Source organism: Streptomyces sp. 6-11-2 (genome assembly GCF_006540305.1).
Classification (GTDB): domain Bacteria; phylum Actinomycetota; class Actinomycetes; order Streptomycetales; family Streptomycetaceae; genus Streptomyces.
The window spans coordinates 7,637,899-7,651,242 of record NZ_BJOR01000001.1; the positions used below are offsets into that span (position 1 = coordinate 7,637,899).

Here is a 13,344-nt window from a genome sequence, read left to right on the forward strand (position 1 = left end):
CCGGTAGGGTCAGGCCGTGAAGAAGCGAGAGCGCTGCGACTCGATCTTCTTGAGCAGGGCTGAGCCGTTGTCGGGGTGGTTCAGCCATTCGGTGAAGCCGGGCTCGACCACAGTGGAGATGAATCCCGGATCGCTGTCGCGGTCACCGAACTGGGTGATGTGCTGGGCGCTCGCGATGAGTTCGGCGGCCTTCTTCTGCAGGGCGTTGTACGAACCTGTTCCGGCACCGGAGTTGACGGCCACGTTGCTCGGGTCGATGCCCATGTAGACGCCTTCGGCCTTCGCGCCGCCGAGGAACTCGAGGAACTTGGTGGCGCCGTCGAGGTTCTTCGGCCTGCGGCTGAGCATGAAACCGTCGGTCGGCGCCTCGACCGTGTCCTGACCGTAGGCCGGGTCGATCTCCGGGAAGGGGAAGAAGTCGATGTCGGAGCGGAGGGAGTCGTCGGTGATCTGCTGGCCGACGAAGAGACCGATGATCGCCATTCCGGACTTCTTGTCGAGCAGTGACTGCGCGGCGTCCTGCCAGGAGCGGCCGCCGCCGTTGGTCTGGTAGTAGGGGGTGAGCTCGCGCCACAGGTCGATGGTCTTGGCCGCGCGAGCGTCCGTCCAGGCGACCTGGCCCCTCATCAGGGACATGTGGAAGTCGTAGCCGTTGGCGCGGAGATTGAGGTAGTCGAAGGCGCCGAGAATGCTCCAACTGTCGCCGCCGCCGTAGCCCGAGGCGATCGGCGAGAGGCCGTCCTTCTTCATCTGCTTGGCCAACGCGATGAACTGGCTCCAGTTGGTGGGGACCTGGTAGCCGTGCTGCTGGAAGACGCTCTTGCGGTAGAAGACGGCCCATGGGTAGTTGTAGAGCGGTACGAAGTAGTACTTCCCGTCCTCGCCCTTGGACAGCTGCTTGGTGGCGTCGCTGTAGCCGGCGCCTATCCTGGCCCATACGTCGTCAATGGGGCTGGCCAGGCCCTTTTTGGCGAAGTACTGCATGCGGTAGCCGGCGAACCAGGTGAAGACGTCGTCCGGGGTGCCCTGGAGGTAGGTGGAGATGCTCTTCTGGAAGGTGTCGTGGTCGACGACGTTCGTCTTGACCGTGAGGCCGCTGTCCTTCTGGAAGGCGTCCGTCACCGCGGCGTAGGCCTTCTTCGGGGTGGCGTCCCCGCCGTTCGATCCGAAGGTCACCGTCTTAGGGTCGGACCCGGCCCCCGAGCCGCAGGCGGCAAGAGAGGGCACGGCCAGGGCGGCCGCCCCGGCACCGAACACCCCCTGGAGCACCGTTCTGCGGCTGGGTCCTGCGGCGGTCCGAGAGCTGCGGATCTGCGACGTCATGGCTACTCCTCGTACGTGTCTGATCCGATGAAGGACTGGATCGCGGTTGCCGCGGCCCCGCGCGCCCACTCCTCGAAGGGCAGGGGACGTGTCATCACGTCGCACTGCGAAGCAGTACCGAAGGCGGACGCGGCGAACGCGTCCCGGATGCCCTCGGCGAAAAGGTCGTAGGCGGCCAGGCCCTCCCCGGAGATGATCACCCGCTCGGAACCGAGGATGTTCACCAAGGAGCCGATGGCCTTGCCGATGGCCTCGCCGGCCTGTGCGTAGACCGCTCGGACATCGAGGTCCCCGCTGTGGGCCAGGTCCAGCGCCTCGGTCGCAGCGGTCACGTCCTTGCCCGTGGCCTCGCGCACTGCGCGGAGAATCGCGGGGTCCGCCGCGATCGCCTCCACGCACCCCCGGTTGCCGCAGTGGCAGAGCGGGCCGAGCGGGTCGAGGGACAGATGCCCGATCTCGCCGGCCACGCCGTGCGCGCCCGACACCACCCGTCCGTGCACCACCAGGCCACAGCCGATGCCGGCGCCCACGGTCACCAAGGCGAAGTTCAAGAGTCCGACTCCGGCCCCGAACCAGTGCTCGGCGACCGTGAGCGCCCGCACGTCGTTGTCGACCGTGACCGGCAGCCCGGTCGCGGTCCCGACGATCTCGGCGAGTGGTACGTCCCGCCACTCCAGGAAGGGCGAGTAGCGGACGACTCCGTTGGCGCGGTCCACGTCTCCCGAGATCGCGAGGCCCAACCCCCGCACCCGCACGCCGAATCCATCGGCCTCTGTGAGCAACTCCTGCACCAGGGAGGTGAGGGCGGGGAGGACTGTCTCAGGTTCGCGGCCCGTGAGCGGTACGCACCGGGCGATCCGGATACGGCAGCACAGGTCGGCCAGGACAGCGATGATCTCGTCGCCTGTCACCTTGATCCCGATGAACATCGCCCTCCCCGCCTCCACCCGCACCAGGCCGGCCGGACGTCCCACAGCGGGCCGCGCTCCTTCGTCCACGCCCTCGGCCAGATAGCCGAGCTCCATCAGCGGACGGACCGCCTTGGTGACGGCGGCCGGGGAGAGCCCGGTCCGCCGCCCCGTCTCGGCCCGGGTGAGCGGACCGTGGGACAGCAGGGTGGTGAAGACGAGGGAAGCGGCCGGCGTCATCGGCGGGGTCGCCTCGGGGGAGGGGGTCGAGCGCATGGCCGGAAACCTAGGTGGGTTCTTTTTCGCTGTCAATGAAAAAAGCACGCCTCTTTTGAAGCATGCGAGTTACCCACTGTCAGCCTGGAAAACATAGATGCCGACCGGGTGTTGACACGTGATCCAAGGCGGAGTTGGCTGCGCACTGCTCCTGTGCGGCACTCTCCGAACGTGAGGATCCATGTCTGAGATCTCCTTCGAACCGGCCTCCGGCGTCTGGCTGCTCTCCACCGCGCGCACGTCGTACGCGATGCGGATCGATCGCACCGGGGCCCCCTGTCACCTCGCTTGGGGACCTCGGCTGCCCCTTGCGGCGGCGGGCCACCTCGTGCCTCCTCAGGCCGGGGAGATCAGCAGCTTCGAGGGCCGCTCACCGGCCGGCGAGGAGTTGCCGGTCGACGGTGGGGCCCGGTACGGAGCGCCGTCCCTCCGGGTGCGGTTCGCCGACGGCACCCGTGCCTTCGAGTGGGCGCACCTGGGCCACCGGATCAGCGAATCGGCGCCCGGTACGACGGAACTCGCCCTGGAGTTCCGCGACCGCCACCACCCGCTGGCGGTCACCCTCCACTACCGTGTCCACGACGACACAGACGTCATCGAGCGTTGGACCGTGCTGCGTAACACCGGACAGCAACCGATCGCCGTGCTGCGCGCGGATTCGGCCGCTTGGACGCTGTCGCCGCGCGACGACTACCGGATCAGTCATGTCACGGGCCAGTGGTCGGCGGAGGGCCTGCTGCACCGGGAGCCGGTGCCGCACGGCGAGACCGTGCTCACCAGTCGGCGCGGCATCACCAGCCACCACGCGAACCCGTGGCTGATGCTGGACGCCGGCGATGCCACCGAGGACCGGGGCGAGGTGTGGAGCGCCGCCCTGGCCTGGAGCGGAAGCTGGCACCTCATCGTGCAGCGCACGCCCGACGGACGTGCGTCCTTCACGGGCGGAGCCGGGCATGACGGAGCGGAACTGCCACTCGGCCCGGGCGAGGAATACGCGACCCCGCGCTTCGCGGCCATGTACACCGACCGCGGCTTCGGCGCGGCGAGCCGCGCCTGGCACGCGTACGTCCTGGCCCATGTGCTCCCGCACCCGGACGAGACGCGCCCCGTGCTGTTCAACTCCTGGGAGGCCACCGGCTTCGATGTCGACGAAGCCAGTCAGAAGGCGCTTGCGACCCAGGCGGCGAAGCTGGGCGTGGAGCTCTACGTCGTCGACGACGGCTGGTTCCGAGGCCGCCGCGACGACACCGCCGGTCTCGGCGACTGGGCACCGGACCCCAAGCGGCTCCCCCAGGGGTTGGGGCCGCTGGTCGAGGAGGTCCACCGGCTCGGGATGCAATTCGGCCTGTGGGTGGAGCCCGAGATGGTCAACCCGGACAGCGACCTCTACCGCGCGCACCCCGACTGGGTGTTGCACTTCCCGCACCGCACCCGCACGGAACTGCGCAACCAACTGGTGCTCAACTTCGCGCGTGACGACATCGCCGAGTGGGCGTACGGATGGCTGACCCGGTTGGTCGCGGACAACGGAATCGACTTCCTCAAGTGGGACATGAACCGAGCCTTCAGCGAGGCCGGCTGGCCCGCCCGTGAAGACGGCCAAGACCTCCTGTGGACGCGGTACGTGCACAACCTCTACGACGTCATCGACCGCCTGCGAGCGGACCACCCCGGGCTGCGGATCGAAACCTGCAGCGGTGGCGGCGGTCGCGTCGACCTCGGCATCCTCTCCCGTACGGACCAGGCGTGGCCGTCCGACAACACCGACGCGGTGGACCGCGTCTCCATCCAGCACGGCTTCAGCCAGATCTACCCGGCACGGGTGATGGCGGCGTGGGTGACGGATGTGCCCAACCAGCTCACCAGCCGCTCGGTGCCGCTGCGTTACCGCTTCCATGTCGCGATGGCGGGGGTCCTGGCGGTAGGCGGCGACCTCGCACGCTGGACACCAGAGGAATTGGCTCAAGGCGCGGAACTGGTGGCGCAGTACAAGAGGGTCCGTCACATCGTGCAGCACGGCATCCAGCACCGGCTGCGCGGTCCCGTCGACGACGGCCCGACCGCGGTGCAGTACACCACCCCGGACCGCCGGGAGGTCTTCGTGCTGGTGTGGCAGCGGGCACTCCGCCACGGCACGCCGCGCCCCGTCCTCAGGCTCGCCGGCCTGGATCCCGCCGCGCGCTACCGGGATGCCGCTACCGGCGCCGAGCATCACGCGTCCGTACTGACCGGGTACGGGATCACACCCGAGCTGCCGGTCGGGGACTGGTGCAGTACCTCCCTGCACCTGATCAGGGTGGACGACGTGGCGGCCGACGGCACCGGCCCGACGTCATGAGTCTCCGTCAGGGCTGATCCCGTAACCATCCGTCATGCCCGAGCGTTTCAGGCCCTTGGCGATGGAGCCGCCGTCGATGGCGATCCGGTCGAGCACGAGCCCGACGAGCCGGTCGTAGGATTCCAGCCGGTGCGCCCGAACTGCCCTGCCGCGGAACTTGCCATACATCCCGGACCGGCCGGAACCCGGGGCCGTACCGGGCTTGGCACCGTCGTGACGATCGCCGTCGGCAACGCGAAGCATCCTCCTCACGGTGTGGGGTGCTGCGATGGTCCCACCCGCGGAAGTGGGCGGGTGCAGCGGGTGTGGGACCATCGCAGGGCACCCTGGCTGTCGGAAGACGGACGGCTACTCGGTGAACCGTAGGAAGTCCAGGTTGAAGCCGCCCGTTTCGCAGTAGACGGTGATCGTCTGTTCCCCGGCTGCGAGGGTCACGGGCACGTGCACGGACTGGTAACTCGCCCAGCCATCCGTGGCAGGCACCGACACGGTTGCCAGCGTGGCTCCGCTCTGATCACGCAGGGACAGGGCGTTCGGTGCGGTGGTCCCGGTGCCGTTGGCGACGCGCGACTCGAGATCGTAGGTTCCTGCCTGCGCCACGTCGATGCGGTACTTGAGCCAGTTGCCGGTGGCCGTCCAGCCCACGTTCTTGCCTCCGCTGGCCGCGGCGTTGCTCTCGATGAAGTTGCTGCCGTCTGCGGTCCAGCCGTGCTGTTCGATGTAGCCTTCGGCCTCGATCTTCTCGCCCATCGGGACCGCGTGCGGCCGCACAGTCAGGTGGACGCTCACCTGGTCGCGCGCCCTGCCGTCGGTGGCGTAGAAGGTCATGTCCTGCTCACCGGCTGTGGTCGGGTGGATGGTGACCAGGCCGGTGACCGGGTCGATGGTGACGCCGTCGGGCAGTTCGGTGGCGTAGTAGGCCAGCCGGTCCCCGTCGCGGTCGGTGGCCCGCAACTGAAGGCGCACGGTGCTGTACTGGTCGACGACCACATCGGCGGTCGGGCCGAGGTCGGGGGCGTGGTTGTGGCGGCCCGAGGGAGCGCTGCCCTGCCACCGGTAGGTGGCAAAGGAGCCGGCCGGGACGGTCACCACGAACGACTGTCCGGCGACGACGATGCGGACCCTGCTGTCGGTGCTGTTCCTGTTGCCGAGGACGGCGACGAACTTGTCGGCACCGGAGCGGAAGACCACGTTGCTGACGCCGTGTTCTGCGGCGCTGGACTCGACGCGCACGTCACCGGGGGAAAGGTACTTGGCGAACTGCCCCATGTCGTACAACTCGTCGCGGACGGTGAAATCCTTGGTCGTCGTGTTCACCGTGACCAGCCGGTTCGGCCACTTGGTGGTGGCGGCGACCTTCTCCCAGTCGATGTTGTTGTCCCGCGCGGGTGTCCAGTGCAGCGTTCCGCCGTCCTGATCCGTGGTTTGGGCCCACAGGATGTATGACCCGGCATCCAGGCGGAAGTCGCTGAGGAGCGTCGAGGGTGAGAGGTCGCTCGTCTCCGTGAGGTGGACCGGCTTCCCAGTCTGTTCGTAAGCGTCGCGCATCACACGCGGGTCCCCCCAGTAGGGGTGGAAGGCGATGGCGTCCGCCGCGTTCCGGACCTGCTTGCCGGTCACCGAGCCGTCGGGGGCGTCGTCGAAGATGCGGTGGTAGTTCTTGGTGGCCGTGCTGTTGGGATCACGCCAGTCCCAGAAGTTGAAGTCGTGGACGTGGAGCTGGGTGTTCAGCCGCGCGGCCCGGACTTCACGTTTGATCGCCAGGGCCAGCTTCTGCTGCTGGGCGACGCTGATGTCCATGGCCGGGTAGACCACGTCCATGCCCGGCTCGTTCAGCAGTGTCAGGGCGTCGACGCGGATTCCGTGCTTCGCGTAGGCCTGGACGAACTTGACGTAGTAGCGCGCGAACACATCGATGCAGTCGTCGCGCAACTTGCCGACCTGGTAGTAGTCCGTGGTGCTCCCGGGCTTCAGCGCGACCTCGCCGGTGAACCGGTTGTTCGTCTTCATCCACGCCGGTGCGCTCCACGCGGAGGCGAAGAACGTGGCCTTCGGGTTGTAGCGCTGAATGAGCTTGACGGTGTCGACGATGTGAAGGTCGATGTCCCGCTGGATGGAGAAGTGCTTGAGGCCGAAGTCCTCCGTGACGCCGGCGGGGAGGTCGTCCTCCGACCAGAACGGGAGATGTTCGATGAGGTCGGGGCTGCCGATCGTCAACCGGAACCGGTCGAGACCCGCGCCGTTCTTGGGGTCGACCAGAAGCCGGATGGCCGCATCACGCTGGGCGGGGGTGAGCTTCCACAGGTTGGAGACGCTCGTCTCGTCCACGGAGAAGCCGATGCCTGAGTATTTCTGCCGGGTGGTGCTCGGATCGACGACCACGGTGGCATCGGCAGGGGAGCCCTTGTCGACACCCATCCGGACACTCGGCCGATAAGCGCGGTCAGTGCCGTGACCGCGACGGCGGCGATCGCGGTGCGAGGACGTCTCACAGCTTCTCCTGGAGTCTGGGGGAGTATCGGGGTTCGGCGCCGTGCCAGGGCGGCGGCTCGGCTCGCTGCTGGTTTTGGCGGCAACTACACGCGTTCATAAGGGGATTGAGACTGCTGCCCGTAGTAGGGGCGCACGGAAAGGGTCTGACAGCTAGGTGTCCTGGCGTGGCGACAGCCACCGCATTGCCCCCTCCCGCCTCACCGACGGGTTGGATCCAAGCAATTTCATTGGCATTAAGTCAAGGCATGAAGTAAGTGAGCTTCAGCCAAGCTCCGCCGGGGAACGTGGCGTTCGAACCGGGGCCGTCGCCGCCGGCGTCAGCGTGCCTGGCCGAAGCGTTGAGGCAGCGACGCCCTTGTTCTGTGACGTGAGTTGCTTGATGGCGACAATTACTCGGTGGTAGTTGGCGTCCGGCTCGGTGATCGGCGGCGATGCGTCCGCTGCCTCTCACTGGCGGCAGGGACCGGGTGCGACGGCTCGCCGAAAAGCACCGCGGTGTCGGCGCCGCGACCGGGGGCGCCGTTGACGAGAGGATCCGCGACGGCCAGGTGGCGAATCGACCGATCTACGTCGCCATTGCTGTCACCGCCGGATCGAGCCCGCGCTACTGCTCGCGGCGGGACTGGGCCGAGGTCGCCGCCGACTTCACGCCCGTCTACACCGCGGCCGACGCGGACCAGGCCTAACGCAGGGCCGTCACCGCCTGCGGCCACTTCCCCTCGGAACAGGCCGCCCTTTAAGCGCCTGTACCTCTGCACGCTTTCCGCTACGTCCACCCGGGCCGAGTGTTGTCAGCGGTCGTGGCGATCGCAGTGGTCGTGACGCCCGTCGTGCCCGTGGTGCTCGCGGCGCTTGATCGTGGTGGTGTCGGTGGCGGTGTGGGTGGTGGTGTCACCGCCTCCAGTGACGGTAGCGGAGTTGGTGACCCGTGCACGGGCGTTGCAGGAGACGTCGACCTTCACGGTGACGGGCGGGTAGCTGTGCCCGGCAGGCAAGACGTCACTGCGTGTGCAGGTGAGGGTGGCCAGAATGCAGTGCCAGCCCCCGCCGGTGATCCTGTCGGCCCGAAGACCTGCGGGCAGGATGTCGTGGACGGTGACCTTGGTGCCATTGGTCGGGCCGACCGCGGTGACGTTACCCACAGTGATGGTGTAAACGCCGTCCTTGCCCCGGGTGAAGGCGTCCGCGTGCCTTTTGCTGATGGTCAGGGAGGGTTTGTTGACTGGGGTGACCGTAAATGTGAGGCCGGTACTGCCGGTGTTGTCGGTGCCGCTGGGGTCTGTGGTGGCGGTGCCACTGGGTTCGGTGAGGCCGGTGGTGGTGAAGGTGCCGATCATCGGCGCCTTCCCGTCGTTGACCTGGGCGACGTAGGCGCGCTGAACCGTGGCGGTCCAGACTGTGGCCAGGACGATCGCCAGGACGACCAGCCTGGCCATCATGACCGCCCCCGTATTGCGGGCCCGCGCCCTCAGCAGCAAGCGAAACATGCCGCCCATGCCTTCCGTGCTGCGGCTTGCTCCAGCCCGCCCTCTCCCATGCCTGAACACCGACATCTCCGCATCCAAACCGTCGATAACAAGCCGTGGATACTCATCGTGATATGAAGATCACTTCACGCTTCCGTGAGTGGCTCGCGCACAAGACACGACGGTGACCGCGGCGAGCGCACGAGAGTCGACGAACACAGCGGGTGCGCGAGTGGTGCGCGGAGCGGTGACGCGCTCGATGGCGACCGTCATGCGTCGCCCACGGAGCAGATCAGCCGGCTGTGGGGGCGGGGCTCGGTCGGAGCGGTCACCGGCGGCGCCGGAGGGACTTGGAGAGCAGAAGGCACAGAGCGGTGAGGACGAGGGCTGAGAGCCCGGCGACCACAGGGGTGGGGAAGCGCCCTTGCCGGGCGGCTGACGCGGCGACCGCTCCGGTGCTACCGGGAGTCGTCGGGAAGGTGATGGTGGCGCGGGAGGTGTGCTCGACCAGGCCGCTTTTGAGTGTGAGCGCCGCGGTCCACGGGCCGTCAGGCAGCCGTGCGTCCAGCGGGACGACCGCCTCCGCGAGGTCGCCCGGAGCCAGTGTGGTGCCCGTCTTGGCCGAGAACGGACCAGCGCGCAGTCCGCCCGGCCCGTCGAAGACGGAGAGTGCCCCGCCGATGTCCAGGGCACGGCCCCCTGTGTTGTGGATCCGGGCGCGAACCTCCCCCCGCCCGTCGCGGGCTCGGGTCGAATAGAGCCGCTCGATCTTGAAGTCCGAGGGTGGCTCACCACCGGGACCGACATCGATGTACATGCGGACGCCCACCCGGCCCAGCATCGTCATAGTGTGCGAGCGGTCCGTGGGGGTGCCCGTCTGCGCCCAGATGACGCCGTATCGCTCCCCGGCGGCGGCGTCCCTGGGCACCCGGATGGTGGTGCACACCCGCGCCGTTTCGGAGGCCGCCAGCTCAAGGTCCGCCGTATCGAGTGACGTCCAGCCGGTCAGCTCGTTGGGGGTGCGCTCCGGCGCGAAGGTCCGCTGCACCGCGAACGCCCCCGGTAGGCAGCCGCCGCCCGGACATGGCTCGTGCCGGCGAACCGCCGCCGTGGTTCCGACCGGGTCGGCCGACACGGCGCGGCATGTCGTTCCCGGACCCCGAGTCCGGGCTCTACGTCACCCACCGTGGCCTCAACGTACTGGCCACCATCGGCAAGGAAACGAAGGCAACCCATGAAGCTGACCACCGATCAGGCCCGGTAGGCGTTACCGGCGCAGTGGCGTGGCCCTATGCTGCGCCCGCCAGATCGAGGCCATCGAGGTTGTGACGTGAATTGCTCGATGGCATCAGTTTCCCGGTGATAGTTCGCGTCCGTCGCCTGCGGCGGCGGGGCAGCCCTGGCCAGGCTCAGAGTTCCCGGGTGTCGTCTGAGGTAGGCGCCTTTCCATCAGGCGCAGTGCGTGGGTGCCGGTCTCGTGGGAGAAGGCCCAGCAGGCGCCGAGGAGCCAGGGGTGGCCCTCGTGGATCTGCCGCTGCCCCGCGGCCGGGTCGAACCGTGCGTGTCGCCTTGCATGCAGATGGTGATGATCCGCGTCGAGTGCCCCTGTTGAGCGGGCTTGCCCGGCGGGCAAAACGGCTCAAGTTGAGGGTGGGCATGGGCGATCCTAGGCTGATCAGAGTGGGTGAGTTGAATGACCTGGGTTCGGCCAAGCCTTCAACCATGTGGCCTGAGTAGGCGGTCCTTCCGGAAGGACCCTGCCTCCTTGCGGGGCGGTGGACCGTACTCGCGGCGGTCGACGAAGGCGTACCAGCAGCCGTGATCACCACGGCGCTCACCGAGCGATTCCGGTCCCGGGGCCTCGGCGAGTTCGCCGACCGGGTTCTGTCCGTCATGCGCAGTGAGTTCGGCGGACACGCCGAGAAGAGGAGCCGATCGTGACACGCCCAGACAACCACCTGATCGTGCTCTTCGGCGCCACCGGCGACCTCGCCAAGCGCAAACTGCTCCCTGGCCTGTTCCACCTCGCCAGGGCAGGCCTCCTCCCGGACGGCTACCGCATTGTGGGCTCGAGTACCTCCCGGTCCGCGCTGAGCGACGACGCGTTCCGCGCACACGCGCACGATGCCATCGCCACCTTCGGCCCGTCCGAGCCGTCCGGGCCGGAGTGGCAGTCCTTCGAGGAGTCATTGTCCTTCGCCGCCGCCGAGCCCGAAGATCCCGGCCCGCTGCTCGCGGCCGTACGGTCGGCCGAGGAGTCCCTCGGCGGGCAGCCACGCCGACTGTTCCACCTGGCCGTCCCTCCCTCCGCGTTCGAATCCATGATCGGAATGCTTGGCGGCACCAACTTGGCAGAAAACGCGAAGGTGATCGTGGAGAAGCCCTTCGGTACCGATCTCGCCTCCGCGCGCGCACTCAACGAGACGATCCATGCCGTCTTCGACGAATCCCGCATCTTCCGCATCGACCACTTTCTGGGCAAGGAGTCGGTGGACAACATCCTCGCCCTCCGCTTCGCCAACGGCCTGTTCGAGCCCATCTGGAACCGAGACCACATCAGCCATGTGCAGATCGACGTACCCGAGACGCTCGGCCTCGAGGGTCGAGCCGGCTTCTACGAACGCACTGGAGCCTTCCGGGACATGATCGTCACGCATCTGATCCAGGTGCTCGGCATCGTGGCCATGGAACCACCTGTCTCGCTCGGTGCCCAGCCATTGCGTGACGAGAAGGCCAAGGTCTTCGAGGCACTGCGCCCCATCGAACCCGCCCACGCCGTACGCGGACAGTACGAGGGCTACCGTGACGAGCCGGGTGTCACGCAGGATTCGCAGACCGAGACGTTCGCCGCGCTACGACTGGAAGTGGACAACTGGCGGTGGGCCGGAGTCCCGTTCCACCTGCGCTCCGGCAAGAACCTGGCACAGCACCGAGAGGTGATCACCCTCGGCCTGCGAGAGCCGCCCCTGAGGATGTTCCGTACCGATCTTTCCCATCACGAGAAGAACACAGGCAACAAGATAGTGATCGACTTCGGGGACCCCGGGTGGATCGCCGCCCGCTTCCTCGCGAAGGAACCCGGCCCCACCATGCGACTCGGACCGGCAACGATGACCTTCCGCTACGCTGACTCCTTCTGCCAGAAGTACGAACTCGAAGGCTACGAACGGTTGCTCCTGGACGCCATGTTCGGCGACCAGTCGCTGTTCACGCGGGCCGACGAAATTGAGCACATCTGGGCGGCATCGACCCCCCTGCTCGAGAACCCACCGCCGCCCCAGCCGTACGCCGTCGGCTCATGGGGCCCGGACCCGGCCGTCAGCGAACTGATCGCACCTCATCAGTGGAATCTGCCGGATGCCGACGACGCGATGCGGTGACGGTCACTGTGACACCCAGCACGGCTTTGTTGAACGGCAGGGCCAGCCGGTCCTCGATGACCGCCCGGAAGGCGGCGAGCTGCTCGTACTCGTCGTAGGCGTCGACGGTCGCCTCCGCGATCACTGCGTCGAGTTCGGCGGTGGTGAGACTCATCGGCTGTGCCGCCGTTCCCCGCGCAGGAGTTCCGCGAGGCGGGCGCCGACCGGGGTGACGCTCGGCAGGGGCTTGTGTCGGTAGTGGCTCTTCTTACGGCGGCGCAACAGCTCCTCACCGTCCCGCTCCCAGGTGAACGCGGGCTTGCGCAGGAGAGCGCGGAACACAGGATCGGCATTTTCGGGGTGGCGCTGGACCAGGCGCCGGATCACCATGGGGGAGACGGAGTCGTCGTTCAGGTACTCCCGGAGCTGTGCCAGGTGGATGCGGTCACGGGCCAGGGCCGGCTCGGCGAACAGCGCATCGAGGTGGCCGAAGTTCGCGTAGTAACAGATGCCTTCGTCCAGATCGTAGATCACGGCCACGGTCTCGGTGTCGAGGAGCTCTTCGGGCAGGCTGCTGAGTTCGTCAAGGGAGGGGCCGCCGTTCCTCGCCTGCGCGGCAGCCTCGTCGTCGAGGGCTTCCTCCTGCCGGTGACGGTAGTACTCCCGCAGCTGGATCTGCGCCTCGCGGGGTTCCAGGACGAGCAGATCGGTGCCGAACAATTCGACGAAGTCGGCGCGGGCTTCGGCCTGCATCTCCCAGGCCCTGCGCAGCATCTCGGGATTGCGGAGCAGCAACTGCGGATTGACAGCAAGGGTCTGGGCGGTGACCTGAGCCAAGGGTGTTGACCTCGTAACCATCCACCGCGACCTGTGACATTCCGGTTCCATGTCGCGCTGTGCGTAGTGACCCCGGGCGGGGTCAGGCGCCTGCACTCCGGGGGAGGCTCGCGGGTGCCAACGTGCAGGGGCAGGCCAGCTCCCCCCGTGGCGGGTCTGCCCCTGCTCGCAAGGCCGACCTGTGCTGCCAACACGTGGCAACGCGTCCAGGCCTCTTCGGTGGGCGCGGTGACAAGGGGCGGCTCTTCAGGCTCGCGGCAAGCCTGCCGGTGCAGTCGCCGGACCGTTCTGCCTCCAGCCGTGCACCTGCGGACCAGCACCGGACACTGGCGCATCGTTCAGTT

General features: G+C 67.7%; 10 protein-coding genes and 1 pseudogene. 3 read left to right on the plus strand and 8 right to left on the minus strand.

The window, feature by feature from the left end; all coding sequences use genetic code 11:
* Positions 1 to 9 precede the first annotated feature (9 nt).
* Both TNCT6_RS34285 and TNCT6_RS34290 read right to left on the minus strand, forming a co-directional pair.
* A complete protein-coding gene (locus TNCT6_RS34285; protein WP_141365365.1) occupies positions 10 to 1,323 on the minus strand; it encodes an ABC transporter substrate-binding protein in 1,314 nt (437 codons plus the stop codon).
* A gap of 2 nt (positions 1,324 to 1,325) precedes the next feature.
* Complete coding sequence (locus tag TNCT6_RS34290) at positions 1,326 to 2,507, minus strand: ROK family transcriptional regulator (protein ID WP_172633143.1); 1,182 nt, start codon at positions 2,505 to 2,507, stop codon at positions 1,326 to 1,328.
* Between the two features lie 181 nt (positions 2,508 to 2,688).
* On the opposite strand from TNCT6_RS34290, the gene TNCT6_RS34295 reads away from it, so the two are divergent.
* On the plus strand, positions 2,689 to 4,845 hold the full coding sequence (locus TNCT6_RS34295; protein ID WP_141365367.1) for an alpha-galactosidase: 2,157 nt from the start codon (positions 2,689 to 2,691) through the stop codon (positions 4,843 to 4,845).
* A 15-nt stretch (positions 4,846 to 4,860) separates the two neighbouring features.
* Here the strand turns inward: TNCT6_RS34295 and TNCT6_RS34300 are convergent.
* A pseudogene (locus TNCT6_RS34300) lies at positions 4,861 to 5,022 on the minus strand (IS5/IS1182 family transposase); the annotation flags it as partial.
* Positions 5,023 to 5,193: 171 nt separating this feature from the next.
* A complete protein-coding gene (locus tag TNCT6_RS34305) occupies positions 5,194 to 7,263 on the minus strand; it encodes a carbohydrate-binding protein (protein ID WP_141365371.1) in 2,070 nt (689 codons plus the stop codon).
* 623 nt (positions 7,264 to 7,886) lie between these two features.
* On the opposite strand from TNCT6_RS34305, the gene TNCT6_RS40220 reads away from it, so the two are divergent.
* Entirely contained in the window at positions 7,887 to 8,024 is a 138-nt protein-coding gene (locus TNCT6_RS40220) for a hypothetical protein (RefSeq protein ID WP_172633144.1), read from the plus strand.
* Positions 8,025 to 8,129: 105 nt separating this feature from the next.
* Here TNCT6_RS40220 and TNCT6_RS34310 read toward each other — a convergent pair whose 3' ends face one another.
* Positions 8,130 to 8,891: a DUF11 domain-containing protein gene (locus tag TNCT6_RS34310; RefSeq protein WP_141365373.1), complete on the minus strand. Its 762-nt coding sequence runs from the start codon at positions 8,889 to 8,891 to the stop codon at positions 8,130 to 8,132.
* A 241-nt stretch (positions 8,892 to 9,132) separates the two neighbouring features.
* Positions 9,133 to 9,852 (minus strand): hypothetical protein, encoded by a 720-nt coding sequence (locus TNCT6_RS34315; RefSeq protein ID WP_141365375.1) that lies wholly within the window; start codon positions 9,850 to 9,852, stop codon positions 9,133 to 9,135.
* 889 nt (positions 9,853 to 10,741) lie between these two features.
* Between TNCT6_RS34315 and zwf the strand changes: the two genes are divergently transcribed.
* Positions 10,742 to 12,184, plus strand: a complete 1,443-nt coding sequence (gene zwf / locus TNCT6_RS34330) for a glucose-6-phosphate dehydrogenase (protein ID WP_141365379.1) — start codon at positions 10,742 to 10,744, stop codon at positions 12,182 to 12,184.
* Here zwf and TNCT6_RS34335 read toward each other — a convergent pair.
* A complete protein-coding gene (locus TNCT6_RS34335) occupies positions 12,123 to 12,338 on the minus strand; it encodes a hypothetical protein (protein WP_141365381.1) in 216 nt (71 codons plus the stop codon). The two genes, zwf and TNCT6_RS34335, sit on opposite strands and share 62 nt — an antisense overlap.
* Complete coding sequence (locus TNCT6_RS34340) at positions 12,335 to 13,000, minus strand: hypothetical protein (RefSeq protein WP_216372826.1); 666 nt, start codon at positions 12,998 to 13,000, stop codon at positions 12,335 to 12,337. The genes TNCT6_RS34335 and TNCT6_RS34340 overlap by 4 nt, the downstream gene beginning before the upstream one ends.
* Between the last annotated feature and the right edge of the window lie 344 nt (positions 13,001 to 13,344).